Here is a 23,923-nt window from a genome sequence, read left to right as displayed (position 1 = left end):
CTCTGGGTAAGAGGTTTACCAGCGTATTGAACTATAGTGATATTTAAATTTATTTTCTCTAGCCAGAGATTTTCAGTGAAAACAAGGCGAACTTACGCGTCAATAGCTGGCCTATTGCAAGTAAGTTCAACGCAGTTAGCGCTGAAAATAGCTGCTTGAGATAGATTTATTATCCAGAGTTCCGGTTATTTACCTTAAGTTACCTGTGTGTTTGGCGTAAAGAGCTATAAGTAGGCACTTCATAGCGTTATAATTACCGCTCTTAGTTATTAATTAAATGGGAATTGTTTTGAAAAAGTTAGCTTTAGCCAGTATTGCTTTATTTGCATTTGGCGCTCATGCGCAGTTAAATAAAAATATTGATAGCGTTGCCGATTACGCAGTAAATACCTACCAAAATGCTCAAATACACACACTAACTAACTTAGTGGCTTTTCCGACGGTTAATAAAAGCGACATTAGCACTCCTCAAAATCCCGATTTTATTGGCTTTAAAGCACTTTTAAAAATGAAAGCCGCAGAGCTTGGTTTTGACTACCAAGATTTAGGCTACACCGTATTAATTGGTATGGGCGAGCAAAGCGAAAAAGTAACGGTAGTAACCCACGGCGACGTGCAACCTGCTAATGCAAGTAAATGGAAACAAAGCCCTTTTATTATTGATACATCTGAACCGGGTAAATTAGTTGGTCGTGGTACTGAGGACGACAAAGGTGCAATAGCAACAGCGCTTTACGCCATGAAAGCAATTAAAGATAAAGGCATAACCCTTAATAACCGTATTGAGCTTATGATTTACCTTGCTGAGGAGTCTGATTGGGGTCCGCTTACTCAATTTATGAAAACGTATGAACAACCAAAATATGCAGTAACGATTGATGCATCATACCCTGTAGTGGTTGCCGAGAAAGGCTGGAGCTTAATTGCACCTACTTTTAATGCAACATCACCACAAACGGGTTTATATGTAAAGGATGTAACTGGCGGTGCGTTTAGAAGCCAAATTCCAGAAGACGCCAGCTTAGTGCTTCACAATGCAGACGCGGCACTTATTAATACATTAAAAGCAAAAGCTAAAACATTAAATAAAGTTGAATTTAACTTTAGTGAAAAAAGTAATGGTTTAGCAATAAGCGTTAAAGGTATGTCGGCGCATTCATCTGAGCCGGAGTCGGGTATAAATGCTATTGCTTATTTAGCTGAGTTATTTAAAGGTGTGAAGCTTGAAAATAACAGTGACGGCGAGCTAATCGACTTTGTGAATCAGTTAATTGGTTTAGACATTCACGGTAAACAATTTGGCGAAATAGCTTACAAGCACGACTTTATGGGCCCAATGACAGTGGCACCAACCGTTATTGAGCGCGATGGTAATGCGCTAACACTTGCTGTAAATGCACGTCGCCCAATGGGTAAAGACGAAGCTGTATTACAAAAGCAAATTGATGATGCACTCGCTAATTGGCAAGCTACTAACAATGTAACACTTGCTAACATAGAAACAATTATTGGCACACCTATGCTACTTGATGGCGCGCCACATGCGCAAAAGCTGCTTGATATTTTCAAGCATTTTACGGGCGACGAAAAAGCTGACTTTGTATCAATAGGTGGTGGCACTAACGCAAAGCTGTTTGATAATGCTGTATCGTTTGGCCCTTCAATGCCGGGTAAGCGCTACACAGGTCACTCAGAGCATGAATTTATGACACTTGAGCAACTTGAACTGAATTTACGTATGTACACAGCAATGATGATAGAGCTTGGTAATATGTAGTTATAGTTGTTTAGTAAAAGCCGCCTTGGTTAACTGAGCAGACCCAGCAAGGCGGCTTTTTTGTGTTTATTAAAACTGGGCTACAAAGCTAAGATTGTATATATCATAGTTATCATTATCAGTGTAATTAGCAGTGAAGTAGTAGCTATCATTAATAAAGTACTTACCTTCAATAACTAAATCAGAGTCGTTTGAGCCAATACCGACTGCAACATGTTTATTGAAGTAATAGTTTGCGAGCACATTAAAAACTGAGTCGTCGCCAACATCTAGATAGTCAACATTTACAGCAAAATAGCTGTCATCATAAAGATGGGCAAAGTAACGTGATGATAGGTCCCACGACTCTGTTTCATCATCTGTTTCAACAGTAAAACCAATGTAGTCGGTGTCGTTAATTTCATGATTATACTGAGCTTTAAACAAATAATCTGTATCGCTATATTCATAATCTAACATACGTACAGATACTTTTAGTGAATCAGCAAATAAGTAACCTAAACCTAGTGAATAGTTGTCGGCATCACCAATATTAGGTAGTTCAAAAGTTGCAAAAGCATTGCCGTAAAAACCTTCTCCAAAAATACCTTTTCCACTGTAACCATCTGAATTAAAATAATTTAAGCCTATATTACTATCTGTATCCAAGTAGCCATAATCATCCCAAACACCAGAGTTTTGCTGCTTCTCAAAGTAATAGTGAGTTGATAGCCCGTACACATCATCGTTGTAATAATCAGAATCAATTTTTGCGTAGTTTATAGAGTTAAACCATTGTTTTGATTCTGACTGCTCAGCGTTTACAGACGCTGTGCAGCTAAGTGTGAGTAAAGTGAGTGGCATTAAAAAGCGCATAAGTATCCCTTCTTATAATCGAGTAAACTTGTTACTAGAATGGGTATTATATTAATGCAGTTTTATAAGGCAATTAAATGATTGTAATAAAGTGTTTGCATATTGTAGGTTTTCCTAATTAAAAACGTAGGTTACCTCAGGCAAGTTTTCGAAGCTTGGTTTGGCAAATAAATACCCTTGCATAAGCTCAACACCTGCGTTTTTTAGCCACGTATATTCTTCTACTGTTTCAATTCCTTCAGCTAGTGCGGTGATGTTTAAATCGCGAAACATATTTAAGCAATGAGTTACTATTAATTGGCGTTTTTTATCGTTGCTTATATCGCGTATTAGCGCCATATCAAGCTTGATAATATCTGTTTGAAAGTCAGCCAGTAGATTTAAACCAGAATAACCTGCACCAAAGTCATCGGTAGCCGTTTTAAATCCGAGAGACTGGTAGTAATCAACAACGCGTTTAATGTGTGCGGTGTCTTCTATTTTTTCTACTTCAGTAAATTCAAACATAATATTTTGAATAGGAAAGTTATACTTTTTTGCAGCTTCGAGTGTGGTGCGTATACATCGCTCAGGTTTATAAATAGCATTAGGTAAAAAGTTAATGCTTAGCATTGATGTTATGCCCAGCTTTGCGGCTAGTTGAATGGCTTTAATACGACAAAGCTGATCAAATGCATAGCGGTTGTCTTCATTCACTTTTGAAATAATTGAATAAGCAGACTCGCCATTTAAACCTCTAACCAATGCTTCATAGCCATAAATTAGGCGAGTTTTACAGTTTATAATCGGTTGAAAAGCCATAGAAAAATCAAATTCAAGATCGTTGGCGTCAGCACAATTACTACATGTCACTTTTTCACAATCTTTTGATTTTTCGATCACTTAGTTCATCCTCTGATGTTTATTTTTAAAGTTAGTTGAGGGTAGATCCTAACACAAATAGATTAAAGTATTAGTTTATATTTTTTTTAACGTAATAAGTGATTATTTATATGTGAGTAATATGATGACTAATGTCATGCTATTTAATGACATTTGGCAGGAGTTTGCATTTCGTTTTTATATAAAAATAGATTTATACATTAACAGGAGGATAAACATGAATACATCAACAACAATATTTCAAAGTTTTAAACAGTATGCAGTTGCTTTAGTGTTTTTAGGATTAATTAATTTAATTACATCACCAAACTCCTTATGGGTGATTTGGCCCGCGCTTGGCATGGGGATCGCTTTATTATCTGAAGTCTTAGGTATAAGCAGCTCTAAAAAGGTATCTTGATGATTAGTAAGCCAAGTAATAATTTACTTGGCTTTAATTTAATGTGCTTTATTTACAGTAATCTAAACCTAAATATTTAAAATGCTGATTGAAGTGTCGCATCTAGTGATATTTCGGTATTTAAGAGTTTTGAAATAGGGCAGCTCTTTTTGGTTTGCTCACATAAAGCTTGAAACTGCTCGTTTTGAATATCATCAATACGCGCTTTTACCTCAAGGGCAATATGCGTCACCGAAAAACCATCATCTACTTCATCAAGGCTTACAGTGGCTTTAGTATCAATTTTATCTGCGGTAAAGCCTGCATCACCTAATGCAAGTGAAAGCGCCATACTAAAACATGCACTGTGCGCTGCACCTACTAATTCTTCAGGGTTTGAGCCCGCCTCATCTTCAAAGCGGGTATTAAAACCATAAGGTTGTTTATTAAGCGCGCCACTTTGAGTTGATATGCTACCTTTGCCTGTTTTAATGTCGCCAGACCATGTTGAACTTGCCGTTTTTTTAATCGTCATCATCTTCTCCTTGCTAGAGTGTAAGCTTTTCAGGTTATCTAAGCGTTATTTACAAAATAAACTTATATAAAGCCTTAAAAGCACTAATTACTGATGATGTTGCAAAATAGGCGCCAGTTAATTGTTACCCCTGTTTATTTCGCTTACAGCGCTCTGAACAGTAAATAACGTTATCCCAGTCGCGCTGCCATTTTTTACGCCACGTAAAAGGTTTACTACAAATAGGACACATTTTTTGAGGTAAGTTTAGTTTTTTGTGCGCCATGCTTACTTAGCCTTACTGTTATTTTTAGTATCCGTTTTACTTTTTGTTCGAGTAACTTTTTGAGTACCCCCAACGTGCTTTTTAAGAATTTTCCCTATGGCACGTTTAACATCGGCTCGCTCACGGTATTGCCATAAGCGTTCGCGTGCTTCTTTTGAGGCCGCTGTTAAATCAAGCATGGGTTCAGGGTAATCCTCCCCTAACTTAAAGTCGTTAAAGAGTGCTTCCATTGGAGTTTGCTCCCAAGGCTGATGTAAATATTCAATAGGGAGTTTTTCAAGCTCGGGGCACCACTTTTTAATAAACGAACCTGTTGGGTCTTGATCTTCTGATTGCTTAATTGGGTTGTAGTGCCTAATGGTATTAATACCTGTGACCGAGGCTTGCATTTGAATTTGCGGATAATGAATCCCTGGCTCAAAATCTAAAAAGTAATTAGCGAGCGGAAAGCTTGCTTGCTGCCAACTTATATTTAAATGATGCGTTACAAAGCTTACAAGCATGGCGCGCATTCTAAAGTTTATATAACCGGTGGCTTTTAAGCAGCGCATGCAAGCGTCAATAATTGGAATACCTGTTTGACCTTGCGCCCAGCGTTCAATATCGTTTTTCACACGTTCATCATCACGATACGGAAATACGTGATAACCCGGATTAAGAGCTAAAAACTCCATAGAGCACTCGCTTTCAAACTTTTGCATAAAGTGGCAGTGCCAATGCAAGCGCGATACAAACGCTGCTAGTGGGCGTTTCCAACCTCTTTTGTCAGGGTGTTTTGAATGATATTCATCAATGGTCATTTGATACACTTGCCTAAGGCTAATGTTCCCCCATGCTAGATAGGGCGAAAGCCGAGAGCAGTGGGTTTGGCTTAAACTTGGGCTCGATATTCCCTTTTGATAACCTTTACCGCGCTCGGCAAAAAAACTCTGCATTACAGTTCGCGCATGCAGTGGGCCACCTTGTTGAAAGCTGTCGTGATCTTGAGTGTAAGCGCTTGGCAACTCAGGCGCTTGATAGTTATTAAGGGTAATTGTTTTTATACTCTTCCAATTAGGAACAGCAATAGGTGCTTGCATTGTTTGCTGCCAGCGTTCGTTCCAATTATTACGATTTTTTTTGCCGCGAATTACCGCGCCTGTTTGCGACTCTTGCCAATTAATGTGGTTATGCTGGCACCATGCTTTTATTGCCTTATCGCGCTCAAAGGTGTTGTTTAAGCCTATTTCTTGATGGCTAAAAATATTAACTATTTCAAACTGCGTCTTTATCGACTCAAGTAAATCGTTCATATTTAAATTAAATATATAAACACAGGCGTTAAAACGCGCTAGCTGATTATTTAACTCAACTATCGATTGATACACAAAGCGCCAGTGCCGCTCATTGTAGTGTGCATCTTCGAGCAGTAATGGCTCAAAGTTATAAAGTAACAGGGTCGGTAAGCCATTACTAAATGCATTTTTTAATGGTTGATGATCGCTAAGACGTAAATCACGTTTAAACCACACGATGTTTATTTTTTCTTTCATACTGGCAATATTAAAACCGTGGCATTATAAATAATAGGACAAAACCAATACGTATTAAATGTAGAAGAAGACTAGTGTAAAAACGATTTTGATATAGGCAACTCATGTTAAGGTGATACTAAAATGAGTCGCCAATAAAAGAAGTATTATAAATAGGGAGAATTACCGTGATAGTTAAGCAATTTTGGCACTTGCAGTCATGTGAGAGTACACCTATTAAAGCTTCACCAATTGCAACTACTTCCATTATCTTTTCCTAAAACTTGCGGGGGTATCGCTTTGTATGACGATACCCTCAGTTAGGGTAAAATTAAAAACGCTTACCAATAGTAAAGCTAAAGACACGAGATATGACAACGCGCGCATTAAATATAATTGATTGATCTGCTACCGTTTCACCTGAGTGAAACTTCCCTCTGATAAGTTTCCTGAGTTATTTAGGTTTTTAACATCGACACGAAGATTTAAGGGTACTCGCCGAGATATCATGGTATGTAGGTAGGGCATCAAAGGCTCCAAACGTTGCTACTGTTTTGGCTCCGCATTTAGTAGCAAAGTCGATAGCCTTTGAAACGTTAGTAAAGTTATTTGCCCAGTCAGTAAATTCTGTTTTATTACTCACTAGCGAAGATATTTGATATAAAAAACCACCTACAAACGCATCGCCTGCAGCTGTGGTATCCACAACATATGCCTTAGGGCAAGGATAAGTACCACTAAATGAGCTAGATGAAAAAGTAATAGGCTCGCCACCATCGGTCATTAAAACTAAAGCTACGCCACTATCTACCCAACTTCTAATAGTGGTATCAATATGCTCTATTCCATAAAGCGAGATCAGCTCATCTTTACTCGCTTTAATAACATCAACTGTTTTAGCAACATCCTCAATAACAGATTTAGCTGTGAGTGGTTCATCCCAGAAGGCTGAACGAAAGTTAATGTCAAAGCATGTAACCGAGCCTGATTCTTTAAAGTGTTTTAGCGCATGTAAGGTTGTATTTAATACTAAAGGTTTTGCAAAAGAGCCTGAACAAAAACTCACAATTTTAGGTGTTGAAAATAAAGAGGGCTCTAAATCGGTTATTTGTAAATCGTAATGTGCAGCATCTTTATCGTAAAATTCAAATGTACGTTCACCGTTTTCATCCAACGATACGAACGCGAGTGCCGTCTTCCCTTTTTTTGAAAAGCCAACATAAGATGTGTTTACATTATACATTTTGAGTGCATTTATTAAAAAGCGACCAAATTTATCATTGCCTACTTTACCAAGCAAATAACTTGAACCACCAAGCTTTGCTACGGCTACAGCAACATTAGCGGGTGCGCCTCCGGCAAACTGTGTGAAGTCTAGTTCGCTATTTGATGCCTTATTGTGCATGCAGTCATGTGAGAGTATATCTATTAAAGCTTCACCAATTGCAACTACTTCCATTATATTTTCCTAAAAATTGCGAGGGTATCGCTTTGCATGACGATACCCTAGATTAGAGTAAAATTAAAAACGCTTACCAATAGTAAGGCTAAAGGTACGAGGTAAGACAACGCGCGCATTAAATGTAGTTGCTTGACCTGCTACCGTTTCACCTGCGCGAGGATCCCCCTCTGATAAGCCTTCTGAGTTATTTAGGTTTTTAACATCGGCACGAAGGTAATAACCGTCTTCGTTTTCAAGGGATAAACCAAGGTTTAACATGCCATACATAGGCAGTTCTGCTGTGTTGGCGTCGTCGGCATAACGTTTACCGCTCCAAGAGTAGCTACCATGAATAGCTGCCATACCCCACGAAAAATCTTCAAACTGATAGCTACTAGTTAATTGGCCAAAGTGCTTAGGCACACGTACAGGTAAGTTGCCGTTTATATCAATAGAGGCAGAGCTTCCATTAGCATCCAAGTATTGCGCCGCTGGTGTGTTTACAAATTCGGGTGATTGGTACGTTGCAGATACACCAATGCGCCAGTCTTGGGTGATTTGCAGGTTAAATTCGGCTTCTACACCTAAGGTTTCTGTGTTTCTAAAGGCTTGACGTTGCACTACTTGACCATTTTCAACAGTAGGTACATTAAAGAATAAATCATCCGCAGCGGCGAAGTAACCGGTTACAAATGCTGCGACATCACCTTCGTTATATTTAATGCCCACCTCGGCCATTACCGTTGAAGCTGGTTGTGTTTCGCGTCTCTCAGAGTTATTAAATTGATTAATTTCCTCTTGACTAGTTAGGTTGGTAATCGCCATGTATTTATCTACATCAGGCATACGAAAACCATCTGCATATCGAGTGAATACCGCTAAGTCGTCGTTAAATTTGTAGTTAGCTGCAATTGTCCATGCCATTTCGTTGTATTCAACATCAAAGTTTCGGTAAGTCCCATCACCAAAGGGCAGGGTAATATTCCCATTGACGGTATCAGTATCGCTGGCAAAACTGTCAATTGTGTAATTAGCTTGGTTTTGCGCTTCCCCATCTGCTTTGAGGGTTTCGTACCTTAGGCCCAGATTAAACGACACATCTTCAAGCTCGTATTCAAAGTCAGCAAAGGGCGCAAGGGTATTTTCACTATAAACAATATCGGCAAAACCATGTGATCCAGCCTGAATACCTTTGTAAGTACCGCTGGCAATGTCAAGACCTTGTGCATCTGTAAATACAACATCTAAGCGCTGCGGCAGGGGCTCTACTGATTGCAGTGTATTAATTCGATAGTCGGTAACATGGCCATTAATATTAGAGAAGAATAAGCCAAAATTAGCATAAAGAGTCCCTTCGCCTACATCATCAAAGGTGTAGTTGAATCTGGTTTCGTTTTGAAAGTTATCGCCTTCAAAACGTCTATGCCAAAAGCCTGCGTTTATTCCGTATCCATTGGTGTTGTAGGTATTTACGTTGCTTGAATCAGCCAATACAAAGCCGTTTCCTGCATCGCGTATATCGTAACTTAGGTTACCATCAACCATGGCACCTGCAAGGACATCAGTATTTGCAGCATATATAGCTTGTGCTTTACTAGCTAACGATTCGGCGTTACCTACGTTAATGATGCCGGTAAAGGTTGTTAGCATATCGGTATAACGCATTTGATTTGAAAAGACTAAGTTTTCGTTGATTTCAATTTCGGTTGTATTGCCAAAGTAGGTCACATTAGCGTAGTTACCATCTGCAATATCCAAATCAATGTCGCCGCTTGGGGTGTTATTAAGAGTTAATAAACGCGCACCTGCTGAGTTACCGGTGGTGCCATCTCTGATATCCATCCCGCCTGGGATTGTTTTAGCATTGGTGGTTGAGCCTATTAATGGCTGAGGAATAAAAAAGAATGATCTATCGTTTTGTTTATTAAACTCAAAGCGGGTAAAGCCGCTGCCATCTTTAAAAAAGTGCTTAATATTGCCATTAAGCTCACCACCTTGGTTAGCTGTATACCCCGGATCGCGTGCGGAGTCATCCTTGCGATACCAAGCGCCAACAGCATAGGTTGTCTGATCGTCTATTGATCCGCTAACCCAACCTTGTCCACCTAGGCGGTTGTTGCTGTTGGTTTCAAAAAACACATCACCTTGGGTATCATCGGAGCCTTCACGAGAAATAAAATTAATAAACCCAGCTGGCGCGCTACCAACAAAAATTGACGAGGCACCACCACGAATAGCTTCAACGCTGCCAACAAAATTAGACAAACGGGTAAAGCGATCATTTTGAGTAAATAAAATATCTTGATTATAAAACACGGTCATACCATCACGAAGTAGTGCTGTAAACTCTGTTTGCGTTGATAACGGAAAGCCTCGTGGGGCTACGTTGTTACCGGTTTCTCCACCGGTGTCTTCGGCATGAAAACCAGGAATACTTCGCACTAATTCAGCAACACTGTGCGGAGCCAATTGCTCTAACTTTGCTTCGTTAAAGGTAGTTATTGCATTAGTTGATTCGATTTTCTCTTTTGGCCGAGATGTTCCCGTTACAATGATGCGCTCAAACCCTAAATCACTTTTTGCTTCTTGTTGCTCTTGTGACAAGACGCTAGGGGATATGGATAGACCTACAGCGACTGCAATTAGAGTCATTTTTGCTGATACTTTCATTTTTCTGTTCTCTCTTTGTTGTGTGTGTATACAAATTTGCGGTTTTATTAATCAAACATGTCAGTGTTATCAAATTTGTAAATAGAATGTAGAGAACTTAAAATAATAAATCAACTATTATTACTTATTATTTTTTGTACAGCTTTTTGATTGTTTAAGTGAATTTTTTACCTCTGATAAAAAATAAATAAGCAGCCAACGTTACCGATGGCTGCTTTTTAACTTTAAAGTATATTAGTGGTGTGAAAGGCTTGCGTGATCTTGAGAAAAGTTGATAAGTAACGGAAGGTTAGCGCAGCCTACTGATTGAGCCTTGGCGCCAATAGAGCCACTTTGTACTTCACAGCGATTAATACCGCGATGATCAGCCTGGCTCAATTTTAACTTTGTTGCCAAAACTATTTTTTCTCTGACATTGATAGGAATGGCGCCATCAATGACAATTGCCTCAAAATCAAAAATAGCTAAAGAACACAATGCCGCGTAGGCGAGGCCATCTGCAACTTGGTCTATCCACTTATCGAGTACGGGGCCTAAGTCTCCCCAATACTCTTTTGAACTCCATATTATGTCAGTATTGTAGCCATCACCTTTGAGCATTTTTTCGAGAATATACAGTGATGATTGCATAATAAGTTGTTGGGAGGTTAGTTGTCCTTCTCTATTAAGCATAGGCCTAGGTAATGAACCTATAGCGCCGGCATTACCTTTTTTACCAGTAAATAAGGTTTCGTTTATAACAACTCCACCACCAATAAAAGTACCAATAAAAATATATAAAAAATCGCTAAAACGAGCAGGATTACCAAAGCTTAATTCAGCTGAACAAGCAGCGGTATCATCATTACATACATACACGGGAAGATGTACAATTTGATTTATTTTTTCTTTAAAATCAAAAGACTTCCATTCATTCAATACTGTTTTTGGAGCGCCGGCTTCTTCTGTCCAGTTCCAAATTTCGTAAGGGGTTGCAACACCCACACCTAAGATACGCTTGGCTAATTCGTCACTTAAGCTCATTTTAAGTACGCTGATCCCTTTCTCTAAAAAGGTTAGCAAGCTCTGTACTGTGGGGTAAGCGCAGTTTTCGTGCAAAGTTGCGCGTATATTTCCTACTAAGTCAATCAAGGTTAAATCAAAACTGCGACGACCTACTTTTAAGCCAATTCCAAATGCACCATCTGGATTTAACGCAAATGGGATGGTTGGTTGGCCAACCTTACCACGCTGAGGGTCTTTCCGTATTAATAACGATTCGGCTTCTAAACTATTGATAATTACTGTGACGGCCTGTGCTGAAAGCCCTGTTTTTTGTGCAATTTCAGCTTTTGGAGCACTACCGTGTTGGCGAATTAATGACATAATTCGGCGTTCATTATGAGCACGCAGGCCAGATTGGCTTCGGCCTTCTTGTAAAGAGAGTCGAGGGTTTTTAGATTTGATAATTATTCCTACCTAGTTGTTATTATCTTGAATAACCTGATTAATTGTACACCGAGTGTGTGTAATTGGCGACTATATTAGCTTTATTGCCGGGTTCATTTCTTATTATTAAATTTACGACAGAGTATAAATAAGTCACAGGAGGTCAATAAATAACTATAGTTGATTTATTGACGGAATGATATTTAACTGGTTAAATGCTTTACTTAACATTAACAACTGAGACACGGCAATGACCACACACACACACACACAAACACCTCTTGTCTCCAAGGAGATGGTGGTTCCCTTTATTTTACTTGTTCTGTGCTTTGCTGCATGGGGAGCTGCGGCAAACATGACTGATCCGCTAGTAAAAGTGTTTAGTAAAATTTTTACTATGTCGTCAGTGCAGTCTGCATTGGTACAATTTAGCTACTATGGAGCTTACTTTTGCCTAGCTATTCCGGCGGCATATATCAATAAACGCTTTTCGTATAAAACAGGTGTGTTAACCGGTTTAGGGATGGCTGCAATCGGAGCATTTTTGTTTTATCCCGCCAGCCAAGCAATGACTTATGGTTTTTTTTTAGTGGCTTTGTTTGTGTTAGCTGGAGGCTTATCTATTTTAGAGACATCAGCAAACCCTTATGTAATGGGAATGGGCACCCAACAAGGTGCAACTCGCAGGTTGAATTTGGCGCAATCATTTAACCCTGTCGGTACTAACATTGGTGTTTTTTTAGCCGCCACCCTTATTTTACCAAAGCTCAATACAGCAACCTCTGGTGAGCGCATAAATATGAATAGTGAGCAATTAACTAGCATTATAAGCGCAGAACTTGATGCAGTTATGGTGCCTTATGTTGGTATGGCTTGTGTGTTGGTTTTTATTTGGTTGGCAATTGCGTTTACTAAAACACCTAATTTTTGTAAGCAAAAAAAAGTCTCTAAGCATGTAGAATTTAGTGCAACGTTTAAGCGTTTGTTTAAAAATACCCATTACCGCTTTGGTGTTATCGCCCAGTTTTTTAATGTTGCGGCGCAAACTTGTGTATGGACATTTACCATCCAGTACGTAATGGAGGCACTCGATACAAATGAAGTTACCGGGGGAAGTATTTTACAATACAGTATGATCACCTTTTTAGTTTCTCGATTTGTAATGACCTGGCTTATGGGATTTATTCGTCCTGCCAAACTGTTAATGGCAACCTCTATTATTGCAATGCTGCTGTGTTTTTATATGGTGAAAATGCCAAATATAAGTGGCGTATGGGCGCTGGTAAGTATATCGGCTTGCTTATCATTAATGTTTCCAACTATTTACGCGATTTCACTACATGGGTTAGGCGATGATGCAAAACTAGGTGCTGCTGGTTTAGTAATGGCTATTTTAGGTGGAGCGATAGTTCCTGTATTCCAAGCTGTGTTTATTGATACATACAGTGTCGCGTTTTCTTATGTTGTGCCTGCGGGGTGTTTTATTATTGTTGCAGCTTATGCTGCATTTGATTTAAAAACAAAAGTCAGAGTATTCAATAATGTAGCGCCTTGCTAAATGGATTGAAAACCGAGCCTGAAGGCTCGGTTTTACTTTTTAACTTTTCTCATTTGTAAATCTTCTTTAACCCCAACCTTCATCGGATTAAGATATTAGGCATGTTGATATTCTTATTTAGTTGAAAAAATATGTTTTTAGATCTCACCGAAAATACCAACCAAAATGTTTACTCTTACTTAGTAGGCGGTATCAGCCCAAGGCCTATCGCATGGATAAGTACATTAAATAGCGAAGGTATTGCAAATATTGCGCCTTATTCATTTTTTACTGTGGCTAGCTGCAAGCCAGCTGTTTTAAGTGTTACGCAAGTAAACCCTAGTGATAAAACGAATAAAGATACGCTCAATAATCTAATGGCAACTAAAGAATGTGTGGTTAATATTGTCAGCCAAGAACTAGTTGAAAAAATGAATCAAAGTTGTGCAAATTATCCTAGTGATATAAGCGAATTTGATGCAGCTAACATTGCCCAAGCTCCAAGTAAGTTAGTTAACGCGCCAAGCGTTGCCGATTCAAAAGTACGGTTTGAATGTAAGTTACGCGAAGTTATTAGTATTTCAAATGAGCCTGGCGGCGGAAAAATGATGTTGCTGGATGTAGTGGGTATTTGTATAGACGATGAAGTGATGAGTGGTGGCTATATTGACCCTGAATTATTAAATGCAGTGGGCAAAATGGGCGGCGATTACTTTAGTACAACCAAAGATAAGTTTTTGCTTAAAAGGCCACAGTTGTGAAATAATCGTTTACTTAGGAATACAATAATAAAAGGATTTACGAATGTTTAAGTTCATTTTCACTTTGTTAATTGCTTTGCAAAGTTTTGGCTCTTTTGCCACACAAGATAAAAAACTACCTATAGAAGTTTTTGCAGGCTTAAAAGATTTTAGCCAAGTTAAGCTATCTCCCAATGGTAAGAACCTCGCTTTTGTAAGAAACCATCAAGGGACTTTAATCTTAATGGTTAAAAACTCGGAGACGGGGGTTACTACACCAATTATAAACTCAAATAACCATACAGTGTTTTTTGATTGGTATAACTGGGCAAATGATGACGTACTATTACTTGGTGCTCGCTATATAAAATATCAGTTTGGCGGAGTCAAATATACATCAACGCTTATGTATGCGTATAACTTTAAAAATGATAAAGGTCTTAAATTAGCTTTTAAAGCCAACACAGTAAGAGATGAAATCCAGCCACAATTTTCAGACCGAATTGTTAGTTTTTTACCTGAAAAAGAGAATAAAATTTTAGTTCAAGGGGATTTTAAAATAGCAAATGCCCCAGCAGTTTATGAGTTAGATTTAACCACATTACGTAAGACCCAAATCCAAAGGCCACGCAGTAATGTTGTTACTTGGTTTGCCGACAGGCAAGGTAAAGTTCGTATTGCAAAAAAAATGGACGATACGCAATTTACTTACGATTATTTTGATGAGAATAAACAGTCGTGGGAAACTTTATTTGATTATGAGGTTTTTAGTAAGCAAAGTATTTCTATATTAGGGTTTGATAAAGACTCTAATTTTTTATACATCACTGCGTTACATGAAGGGCGCGATGCATTATTTAAACTCAATTTAACGACTAAAGCTCGCGAGCTAATTTACAGTAATAGTAAATATGATTTTGATGGGTCTATTTTTTATTCACAACAAACTGGCGAAGTTGCAGGCTTTACTGATTCACATTTAGATGATGGTATTAAATATTGGGATAAAGACTTAGATAAATTACATCGTTCTTTGCGCGTATCGCTCCCTAAAGATGAATATAAATTAGACATTGTAAGTACCAGTAAAGATCAGCAAAAATATATACTCTATATCAGCTCAGACAAAACGTCGGGTAGTTATTTATTTGGGGATAGAGTAAAAAAGCAGGTGAGTGCAATTGCTGATGTTTATCCGCAAATAGATGCCTCTGTATACAGAGGCAAAAAGCGCATTAGCTACAAGGCAAGAGATGGCTTGAAAATAGAAGGCTATCTAACTCTACCAGTAGAATATAAAGAAGGTGATAAGTTACCAACAATTATATTTCCACATGGCGGCCCCATGGCAAGGGATTATGCTAATTTTGATTACTGGACAGCTTTATTAGCCTATAACGGATATGCTGTTTTACAGCCTAATTTCCGTGGTTCGAGTGGTTATGGGCACGACTTTTTAATGCAGTCAATTCAAGGTTTTGGTTTGGCTATGCAAGATGACTTGCAAGACGGTGCAAACTGGTTAATTGACCAAGGAATAGCACAAGCAGATAGCATTTGTATTGGTGGTGCTAGCTATGGTGGCTATGCAGCGTTAGTGGCTGTAATTAAGCACCCAGAAACGTTTAAATGTGCAGCTAGTTTTGCTGGGGTAAGTGATTTACAGTATTTAGTGAGTAAAGCACGACACTTTACAAACAAAAATATCGTTAGAAAGCAGTTTGGAACTGATGATGATTTACTAGAAGCTAATTCTCCAGTGAATTTTGCTAAAAAAATAACAAGACCAATATTGCTTGTACATGGAACTGACGACAGTGTGGTACCTGTTTATCATAGTAGAGAAATGCAGGATGAACTTGATGATGAAGCAAAAGATGTTACTTATATTGAGCTTGAGGATGGCGATCATTACTTATCTTATCAAGAACACAGAGTTAAAACTCTTCAGGCATTTTTAGACTTTTTTGATAAACATTTGAAAAAAATAAATAGCCAGACTCCAGTTAAATAGCAAAAAGACAACTTAGGTTGTCTTTTTTGATCACAATCTTCCTTTGTTTGTGCACATTGTTTGCACTTTTACTTGTTAACTTTGTTTTATTAAACGTTAAAGTAAAGGTTCAAGCATTGAAAACACTTCTTAAAACAAAAGCCGCTAATGCAACTAAGTTATTTGCGTTAAGTGCGCTTTGTATCGCTTTAAGCGCATGTAATAGCGATTCAACAAGTACTGCAACAGACGGCGATACAGTCAGTAATAGTGCTCCAACGGTTGATGCTGGTATTGACCAAACTGTTAATGCGGGCGATACCGTTTATTTAAGTTCAATGGTTGAAGATGACGGTGAAGTATCGGTTAGTTGGTCACAAACATCAGGCACTACCGTTAGTTTATCTTCAAGTACTGCAACGTCTACAGAGTTTGTTGCACCTGAAGTTTTAACCGATGAAGCACTTGTATTTGAAATTAGTGCAGATGATGGCACAAACGATGTCGTTGTAGATACAGTTATAGTTAATGTTATTGCTTCATCAGACTCAGATACAGTTGATAATAGTGCAAAACTTACCAGCTGGTTAATTAACAACGATACAACTTCTACATACATACAAAATAATGGTGCAGTGGTTGAAGATGTTCAATCAGTTGAGGTTGTTAGCGTTACTGAGGAAGATGCTGACGTTGAATACATGTATGTGCAAACTACTGACATTCCTAAATATGATGTAACGCTTACACAAGACCAAGTAGACGCGTTAAATAACCGCCCGCGTGCAGCTACCGATTTTTATAACGGTGTAACTTCTGCAGCAGTAGGGCAAACCATTTCCTTTGGTGAAGATATTGGCTATAACAGCAGCACTGAAAACTGTGATGACACAGGCGGTGCAGGTTATTGGCCTCCAGGACCGGGTTGCCCAACAGAACAAGCGGTTGAAGCATATTTTCCGCTAACACCTACCGATTTATCTGACGCTGAAACTTGCGAAACAGGTTTAGGTACAGTTGGCTTAATGGTTAATGGCACCAGTATATTTAACTGGGGCGATGGTATGAGCTACGGAAATAATATTTGGTATACATTAGCGCCCATTGCTGAGCAATATGATGTTGATGTGTGTGGTGGACATGCTGCTAACGGTGAATATCATCACCATTTTTATACTAGTTGCTTAGCTGATTTACTTGAAGATGATGGCGATGCGCATTCACCTATCTATGGGTTTGCAGCTGATGGCTATCCGCTTTATGGTCCTTATGAAAGTAACGGACAACTAGCATTAAGTGGCTGGGAAATGCGAGATTACGGTGCACCTACAAGTGAAGGGGGTTGTGGTACTGAGGGTGAGCGAAGCTGTACCTTAGTTGATCAATACGATGTTAGCCAAGGTACACAAACAAGTGATGCAGGTCCTGCTATAGGTGCACAAGTAACGACGCTCTCTGGTAATACATTGAATGCCGACGATGGTTATTACTTTGAAGATTATTACTACGCGCAAAAAACAGTAACCGGTGCTCAATTAGATGAGCATAACGGCCACGATACTAATGATGGTAAGGGTTATCACTACCATATAACACTAACGTTAGACAGTGATGGTAAATTACAGCCTTCTTTTCCTTATCAAATAGGGCCTCGTTTTAAAGGTCAATTAGCCGCTAATTCAATTGGTCGCTGTGATACTGGCGAAACAATGGGTCCACCACCGGGAATGTAAGGAGTAACTATGCGTTATTTTAAATACGCATTGATCCTAACTACTGCTGTGCTATTGAGTTTTAAGCTCTTTGCGCAGCAGGAAATGATGGATCATAGCCATATGCCTATAGCTGTGCCAAATGACACGCCAATCCCGGCATTAAGCCTTAAGTTATTAAAAGATAGTATGTCGGGTTATAACTTAATTTTAGATACACAGCGTTATGATTTGTCTGTGCCGCCAGAGGGCACGATGAACATGCAACAAATGATGGGCGTGACAACAAACCAAGACACCGGTTTTTTACAAGGTCATGCTCATTTATACATTAATGGGGTTAAAATACAGCGAATTTACGGACAAGCGTTGCATTTACCTGCTAACTTATTTAAAACTGGTATAAATACCGTATCGGTTACTTTAAATAATCATGGTCATATGTATTGGACCGCTCAAGGTAAAAAAATAGTTGCTACGCTGTATGTTAACGACCAAACCAAAGAGTTTATAACATACCGATTTGAGAGCTTTCCTAGCAAGGTTGAAAACACGCATTAATGAAAATTCATAATAAACTTTTTTTAATACTATTTAGTTTCACCTTTAGTGTTATTGCAGGGCTTGTGGTTCTTATACAGTGGAGCATAGGGCAAGGCGTAATTGATTTTGTTAATGCAAAAGAGGTGAAAGCGCTTGAACCACTTGTTGTGCAATTTGCAAAGCAATACGAACAAACACCCTCATGGGAGCATGTTGTCGGCAATGGCGAAAGCTTTAGAAAACGTGTTGAATCGCAATTAGAAAATAGCCAGTTTTTGCCTAGGCCACAAGAAGGCCCAGGTCCGCGTGGGCGAATGATGCGACCACCGCCGCCAGATCATATTCGTTTAGAGGAAGATCGCCGCCCACCGCCAGAAAATATTGCTCACTACGCTTTGCTTGACGAAAATAAACAGCGAGTAGTGGGTAGATACCTCAGCGATTTAAAATATATAACAACCCCAATTATTGTTAACGATAAAATAGTGGGTTACTTAGCAGTTTCTAAAAGAGATAGCTTGGTTGATGGCTACGAGCTTGATTTTTTACAGCAGCAAACTAACTACTTATGGTTTATTGCTTTAGCTGCGGTATTGCTAACATTAATGGTTACTTTTTTATTGTCTCGTCACCTAGTAAGCCCTGTAAAGCAAATTGCTAACGGTATGCATCGCTTAACGCAAGGTAATTACGAGACCAAACTCACACTTGAGCGAAAAGACGAGCTAGGACAGTTGAGCGAAGATTTTAATACGCTTGCATTTACACTCGCTAAAGATGAGCAAGTACGTAAGCGTTGGCTTGCTAATATTTCTCATGAGCTTAGGACGCCAATGAGTATTTTACTCGGTGAACTTGAAGCTATGCTACTTGGTATACGAGAACCGAACGCAAAAAATATAAGTTCGGCTAACGATGAAGCCCTACATTTAAAACGCTTAATAGACGACTTGCATATGCTCAATAGCGCAGAGTTAGGAGGTATGCACTACACTATGCAACCTACTGATATGGCGTTATTATTAAATACTATTGAGCAAAAGTATCAGGTTTTGCTTGAACAACATAATATAAAAATATACCTACTAAATAGCGCTAAACACATAACTGTACAAGCAGATAAAACACGCCTTTTGCAGCTACTCGATAATATTCTAATGAACGCAGTACACTATGCACAATGTACAACTATTTCTTTAACGGCTAATAATATAAGCATTAAAGGGCAAACTTATTTAGAGCTTATAATCGAAGATAATGGCGTAGGTGTAGAGCAGTCGCATTTATCGCATTTATTTGAATATTTATACCGAGTAGATAGTTCGCGTAATCGCCAAGAGGGCGGTTCTGGCTTAGGTTTATCTATTTGCCAGCATATAGTTAAAGGTCATAAAGGTGAAATAGCTGCAGAAAAAGCCAGATTAGGCGGCCTTGCTATTATTATTAGATTGCCAACTATTTAGCTTATAAAATAAAGTTAAGGTTACTTACAGAGATGCCTATGAGTGAACAAATACTAATTGTGGAAGATGAAGTAAAGCTAGCTAACTTAATGAGTGACTTTTTAAGCAGCCATCACTTTATTACTCATCAAATACATCACGGGAATGAAGTATTACCTTGGCTTGAAATTAACAGGCCGAGTGTAATCTTGCTAGACATAATGTTACCAGGGCAAAGTGGTATTGAACTGTGTAAAGCAATCAGGCGCTTTTCAAACGTGCCTATTATTATGGTATCGGCAAAAGTAGAAGAAATAGATAGGCTGCTTGGGCTGGAATTAGGTGCAGATGATTATATTTGTAAGCCGTTTAGTTATGCTGAGCTGGTGGCACGCGTAAAAGCTATTTTAAGGCGATTAAATAACGCAAGTGACGTTACAGAGTCAACAATGAAGCTTGACGAGAGCAGCTACAGCGTAAAATATAGATCAAACAGTATAGAATTGACGAACTTTGAATTTCAACTATTTAAACCTTTGTTTAACAACCCAAATCGTATTTATTCGCGCGATAGCTTAATGGACACTATGTACGCCGATCAGCGTATTGTGAGCCATCGTACTATTGATAGCCATATTAAAAAGTTGCGTAAAAAACTAGATGAAGTGACACAAACTGAAAGTGTTATCCAGTCTGTTTATGGGGTTGGCTACCGGTTTGTGCATCCACAGTAAGGTGGAATGAGCTATGACGATGAGTTACTCATCGTCGTCAGCATTTTTAATTCGCTCTAAACGGTCAAACTCTTCGTATTCGGCAGCTTGAATTTCATCAAGAATAGAATCTACATCAGCAAGTTCGTCGCTGTCTTCAAATTCACCTGTAAGCGTTGAATTAGGCGTTAAATTGGCCTCTTCAAATAGTGCCCACATTTCTTTAGCGTATTGAGTTTTTAGTATGCTTGGCGCAAATTCACCATAGTACCGGCGTATGTTATTGACATCGCGTGCGAACATAGCTTGTGCACTGTTATTTGCTGAGGCGTTAACGGCTTGCGGTAAATCTATAATTACAGGGCCGTTATTATCTACAAGTACATTAAACTCAGATAAATCACCGTGTATTATACCTGCGCAAAGCATTAGCTTAATGTAATGTATCATGAGTTTATACTGCTCAATCGCTTGCTCTTCACTAAAAACGACATGTCCTAGTTGAGGGGCTACGTTACCATCTTCATCAGAGACGAGCTCCATAAGCAGCACGCCATCAATACAAAAGTAAGTATCAGGAACACGTACACCCACGCCAGCTAAACGAGATAACGCATCAACTTCGGCATTTTGCCAAATTTCTTCTTCTAATTGGCGGCCATAGCTAGAGCGTTTACCCATAGCACGCGCTTGGCGTCCACCACGTACCTTTCGGCCTTCTTGATATTGTGCCGCTTTTTTAAAACTACGTTTAACCGCATCTTTATACACTTTCGCACAGCGAATATGTTCACCACAACGCACAATAAATACATCGGCTTCTTTACCGCTCATTAGTCGGCTTATTACTTCGTCAATAAGGCCATCATCAACAAGAGGTTGTAGGCGTTTAGGTATTTTCACAGATTGCCTGCTAAGTAGGGTTGGTTATTAATCATTATTTATGAAAGTGCTCTGTATTTGTTTGTTTAATTGGCTCAAGCAGTATATCAGCTTTGAGAATTAAGGGCAGTAACACTACTGCCAGAGAGTAATTAATCGTATTATTTTATTAGCTTATATATTGATTGCAAAGCAATCAACCAGAACTTTTTTTGAATCATCAGTTTTTATTAAAAATAATTTATTACTTCCTCATTATTTGCACATTGTTTGCGTTTTTAAAGCGTAAGCTTAGTTTAATTCTTAAATACGAGGTTATTACTATGAAGCATTTTTCAACTCTTGCCACTGTGGCAATATTATCTATTGCTTTTTCAGCTAATGTAGCTGCTCGAGGCGGTGACAATCCTCCTGAAAAACCTGACTTTTCAACTATTGATACTGATGGTGATGGCGTAATCAGCTTTGAAGAGTTTAGTGCTAAAAAACCGCCGCACGGTGATGCACAAACAATTTTTGATTCTATAGATGCCGATGGTAATGGCGAAATTAGTGAACAAGAGCTTAGCGATCATAAACCACCTCGTCGTGAACGTTGAAAGGATACTAAAATGATTAATAATATTGGCAGCAGCTCTGTGAGTTTTGTGCCGCAACAAAGTAGTCAAGCTGCAAAATTAACAACAGAGCAAAGTGATTTTGTTAAAGAAACGCTTGCACAGTTTGATGCAGAAAACTTAACTAGCGACGATGCGCAAAGTATTCAAGCTGCATTTAAAGAACAAGGTATTGAACCAACAAAAGAGCTTGCTGATTTAATGGGCGAACTCGAGTTTGATGCTAAAAGCATTGGTGATGCAGGAAGAGCAGAAGGTCAAAGACCGCCGCCACCGCCACAAAACTCATTAGAATCAGTCGATACAGACGAGGTAGTGAGCTACTTAGATGAGCTCTTAACTGAGTATTCAAACCAGTTGTCTGATGAAGATAAAGAATCAATCCTTGCATCAGTGCAAGAGAAGTTTGGTTTAAGTGAAGGCGATTCACTGCTAAATGTAACTGCTTAGGTGTTATTACTTAGAGTAAAGCTGACTGTTACTCGAAAGTCTTAAGTCCAAAGCCCAACGGTTAATTCTGTTGGGCTTTTTTATTGGCTTAATTTAATCGTGTTTCTATTTTGCTGGTGCCATCTTCTTCGGTAAATTTAAATACAAAATCTTTTTTACCGTCTTGGTTTATATCTACCAGAAGAATATCTTTATTATTTTTAGGCAGCGTTAGCTTTAATTTTTTGCGTTTATCATTTAGCAGTGAGTCTTGCTCTCCATAATAAATATACAGCGTTTTTTTACTGTATTTGTATACCGCATCAATATAGCTATCGCCGTTAATGTCACCTAAATAGAGAGCCGGTTCTGATTCATCGCCATTCATCCCCACTTCCATTTCTAAATCAAGTTCAATACTCGATTTATTGGCAAATGAGCCGTCGGGTTGCTGCTTATAAAGATTCATTTCTACATCTACATCAGTACTGCCACCGCCTAATGCCATAGAGGCGATAGTACCTAAGCCAATATCTAAGTCCATTTTTTGTAAATCAATTAAGCCATCATTATTAAAGTCAGTTTTGAGCAATAACTCACTAGGGCCCTGTGTTTCAAATAAGGTAATGGGCGTATTAGTAAAACCTTTAGCACTCCCTAGGTACAAAGTATGTGCTATTTTTATATCTAGCGAGTCCATACCTTGTGTAGGCTTAAACTGTCTGGTTGTAAAATCTAGAAATCCGTCGTTATTAATATCAATAATTTGCTTTATTTTGCGAGTCTCGCCATTGCTTAGCTCGCCTAGCTCAATGCTAAAATCAATTGAGGTAAGCTTTTGCTCAAAGCCCTCTGAATTAGCAAGTAGTACATCTGCTCCAAAGTCATTTGAAAAAACCAGGTCGTTTAATCCGTCGTGGTTAAAATCGATAACCACAGGTTTATTGTTAATATTAACTTCTAAAGAAAGCCCTTTTCCTGAAAAGCGGCCTTCATATTTAGGTATTTGCTTAAATTGGTTAGGCTTAAAGCTGCCATCTTTATTTTGAATGTATAAAGTACTGCTTGCTAACCCAGGAATGAAAATATCGCTTAGACCATCGTTGTTAGCATCGAAAACAAAGTCTACTTTTTCAAATTTATCTATTTTTAATTGATTAAGAACCGACTCATAATTAAACAACAATGTTGGTTTACCTGCTTGGGCTTTATATACGCCATCACTTGTTAGTACGAGTGCTTGTTTATCGGTGATGTTAGCAAGTGTTGCCACATCAAACCCGATGGCGTTTTTTGGTAAAGCAAGTTCACTACTAAGTGATGTAAGTAAATTGATGGCTTCTAATTGTTTTAATTCTTTATTATATGCAAATAAAATCTCTGAATCGGTTGATACTAATTCATCCGTTGTTTTTATTGCCATTGTTTGAGCTATAACGCTTATGGGGGTAAGTAAAGTGATGAGTGAATAGCAAAGTGGTTTTATCATGCAAATTCCTTTTTTATATTTAGTTGTATCGTTAAATTTTTTATTATTTAAGCAGCGTCAGCGCATAATTTCACCTACTATCC

General features: G+C 38.5%; 21 protein-coding genes. 11 read left to right on the top strand and 10 right to left on the bottom strand.

Going from position 1 to position 23,923, the window contains the following annotated elements:
- The first annotated feature begins 289 nt into the window (after positions 1–289).
- On the top strand, positions 290–1,777 hold the full coding sequence (locus H5118_RS09815; RefSeq protein WP_182196875.1) for a dipeptidase: 1,488 nt from the start codon (positions 290–292) through the stop codon (positions 1,775–1,777).
- Between the two features lie 69 nt (positions 1,778–1,846).
- Here the strand turns inward: H5118_RS09815 and H5118_RS09810 are convergent, their stop codons facing one another.
- Both H5118_RS09810 and H5118_RS09805 read right to left on the bottom strand, forming a co-directional pair.
- Entirely contained in the window at positions 1,847–2,632 is a 786-nt protein-coding gene (locus H5118_RS09810) for a putative porin (protein ID WP_182748675.1), read from the bottom strand.
- A 114-nt stretch (positions 2,633–2,746) separates the two neighbouring features.
- Positions 2,747–3,514, bottom strand: coding sequence for an EAL domain-containing protein (locus tag H5118_RS09805; RefSeq protein WP_182712562.1), 768 nt, complete (start codon positions 3,512–3,514; stop codon positions 2,747–2,749).
- Between the two features lie 217 nt (positions 3,515–3,731).
- Between H5118_RS09805 and H5118_RS09800 the strand changes: the two genes are divergently transcribed.
- Positions 3,732–3,914 carry a 2TM domain-containing protein gene (locus tag H5118_RS09800; RefSeq protein WP_182748673.1) on the top strand — a complete coding sequence of 61 codons (183 nt, stop codon included), beginning with the start codon at positions 3,732–3,734 and terminating at the stop codon, positions 3,912–3,914.
- Between the two features lie 76 nt (positions 3,915–3,990).
- Here H5118_RS09800 and H5118_RS09795 read toward each other — a convergent pair whose 3' ends face one another.
- The 6 genes from H5118_RS09795 to H5118_RS09770 all read right to left on the bottom strand — a co-directional run bounded on the left by H5118_RS09795 (position 3,991) and on the right by H5118_RS09770 (position 11,707).
- Positions 3,991–4,428 carry an OsmC family protein gene (locus tag H5118_RS09795; RefSeq protein WP_024593544.1) on the bottom strand — a complete coding sequence of 146 codons (438 nt, stop codon included), beginning with the start codon at positions 4,426–4,428 and terminating at the stop codon, positions 3,991–3,993.
- Positions 4,429–4,552: 124 nt separating this feature from the next.
- Positions 4,553–4,693: a DUF2256 domain-containing protein gene (locus H5118_RS09790; protein ID WP_182695980.1), complete on the bottom strand. Its 141-nt coding sequence runs from the start codon at positions 4,691–4,693 to the stop codon at positions 4,553–4,555.
- Positions 4,694–4,695: 2 nt separating this feature from the next.
- Complete coding sequence (locus tag H5118_RS09785; protein ID WP_182724970.1) at positions 4,696–6,225, bottom strand: cryptochrome/deoxyribodipyrimidine photo-lyase family protein; 1,530 nt, start codon at positions 6,223–6,225, stop codon at positions 4,696–4,698.
- Between the two features lie 445 nt (positions 6,226–6,670).
- Positions 6,671–7,663, bottom strand: coding sequence for a carbohydrate kinase (locus tag H5118_RS09780; protein WP_024598256.1), 993 nt, complete (start codon positions 7,661–7,663; stop codon positions 6,671–6,673).
- A gap of 63 nt (positions 7,664–7,726) precedes the next feature.
- Positions 7,727–10,315 carry a TonB-dependent receptor gene (locus H5118_RS09775; protein WP_024597027.1) on the bottom strand — a complete coding sequence of 863 codons (2,589 nt, stop codon included), beginning with the start codon at positions 10,313–10,315 and terminating at the stop codon, positions 7,727–7,729.
- A 234-nt stretch (positions 10,316–10,549) separates the two neighbouring features.
- Positions 10,550–11,707, bottom strand: a complete 1,158-nt coding sequence (locus H5118_RS09770) for an ROK family transcriptional regulator (RefSeq protein ID WP_220497250.1) — start codon at positions 11,705–11,707, stop codon at positions 10,550–10,552.
- A 286-nt stretch (positions 11,708–11,993) separates the two neighbouring features.
- On the opposite strand from H5118_RS09770, the gene fucP reads away from it, so the two are divergent.
- The 7 genes from fucP (at position 11,994) to H5118_RS09735 (ending at position 20,444) form a co-directional block, all read left to right on the top strand.
- On the top strand, positions 11,994–13,301 hold the full coding sequence (gene fucP / locus H5118_RS09765; protein ID WP_182748671.1) for an L-fucose:H+ symporter permease: 1,308 nt from the start codon (positions 11,994–11,996) through the stop codon (positions 13,299–13,301).
- A 131-nt stretch (positions 13,302–13,432) separates the two neighbouring features.
- Positions 13,433–14,041 (top strand): flavin reductase family protein, encoded by a 609-nt coding sequence (locus H5118_RS09760; RefSeq protein WP_182748669.1) that lies wholly within the window; start codon positions 13,433–13,435, stop codon positions 14,039–14,041.
- Positions 14,042–14,084: 43 nt separating this feature from the next.
- The gene (locus tag H5118_RS09755; RefSeq protein WP_182748667.1) at positions 14,085–16,034 is read left to right on the top strand and encodes a S9 family peptidase; all 1,950 of its coding nucleotides are present in this window, start codon (positions 14,085–14,087) and stop codon (positions 16,032–16,034) included.
- Positions 16,035–16,090: 56 nt separating this feature from the next.
- Positions 16,091–17,746 (top strand): YHYH protein, encoded by a 1,656-nt coding sequence (locus H5118_RS09750; RefSeq protein WP_182733501.1) that lies wholly within the window; start codon positions 16,091–16,093, stop codon positions 17,744–17,746.
- Between the two features lie 9 nt (positions 17,747–17,755).
- On the top strand, positions 17,756–18,286 hold the full coding sequence (locus H5118_RS09745; RefSeq protein WP_182748666.1) for a hypothetical protein: 531 nt from the start codon (positions 17,756–17,758) through the stop codon (positions 18,284–18,286).
- A complete protein-coding gene (locus tag H5118_RS09740; protein WP_182748665.1) occupies positions 18,286–19,731 on the top strand; it encodes an ATP-binding protein in 1,446 nt (481 codons plus the stop codon). The genes H5118_RS09745 and H5118_RS09740 overlap by 1 nt, the downstream gene beginning before the upstream one ends.
- 38 nt (positions 19,732–19,769) lie before the next feature.
- Positions 19,770–20,444 carry a response regulator gene (locus H5118_RS09735; protein ID WP_024604678.1) on the top strand — a complete coding sequence of 225 codons (675 nt, stop codon included), beginning with the start codon at positions 19,770–19,772 and terminating at the stop codon, positions 20,442–20,444.
- A gap of 24 nt (positions 20,445–20,468) precedes the next feature.
- Here the strand turns inward: H5118_RS09735 and H5118_RS09730 are convergent, their stop codons facing one another.
- Complete coding sequence (locus H5118_RS09730) at positions 20,469–21,326, bottom strand: PA4780 family RIO1-like protein kinase (RefSeq protein ID WP_002958167.1); 858 nt, start codon at positions 21,324–21,326, stop codon at positions 20,469–20,471.
- A 302-nt stretch (positions 21,327–21,628) separates the two neighbouring features.
- On the opposite strand from H5118_RS09730, the gene H5118_RS09725 reads away from it, so the two are divergent.
- Together H5118_RS09725 and H5118_RS09720 are read left to right on the top strand one after the other, a co-directional pair.
- Positions 21,629–21,904 carry an EF-hand domain-containing protein gene (locus tag H5118_RS09725; protein ID WP_007581281.1) on the top strand — a complete coding sequence of 92 codons (276 nt, stop codon included), beginning with the start codon at positions 21,629–21,631 and terminating at the stop codon, positions 21,902–21,904.
- Between the two features lie 12 nt (positions 21,905–21,916).
- Positions 21,917–22,372, top strand: a complete 456-nt coding sequence (locus H5118_RS09720; protein WP_024603529.1) for a hypothetical protein — start codon at positions 21,917–21,919, stop codon at positions 22,370–22,372.
- A gap of 88 nt (positions 22,373–22,460) precedes the next feature.
- On the opposite strand, the gene H5118_RS09715 is transcribed toward H5118_RS09720, so the two are convergent.
- Positions 22,461–23,840: a VCBS repeat-containing protein gene (locus H5118_RS09715; protein ID WP_182712568.1), complete on the bottom strand. Its 1,380-nt coding sequence runs from the start codon at positions 23,838–23,840 to the stop codon at positions 22,461–22,463.
- Positions 23,841–23,923 lie beyond the last annotated feature (83 nt).

Source organism: Pseudoalteromonas sp. SR41-1 (genome assembly GCF_014164015.1).
GTDB lineage: Bacteria > Pseudomonadota > Gammaproteobacteria > Enterobacterales > Alteromonadaceae > Pseudoalteromonas > Pseudoalteromonas distincta.
This window is presented reverse-complemented; position numbering and strand designations above follow the sequence as displayed.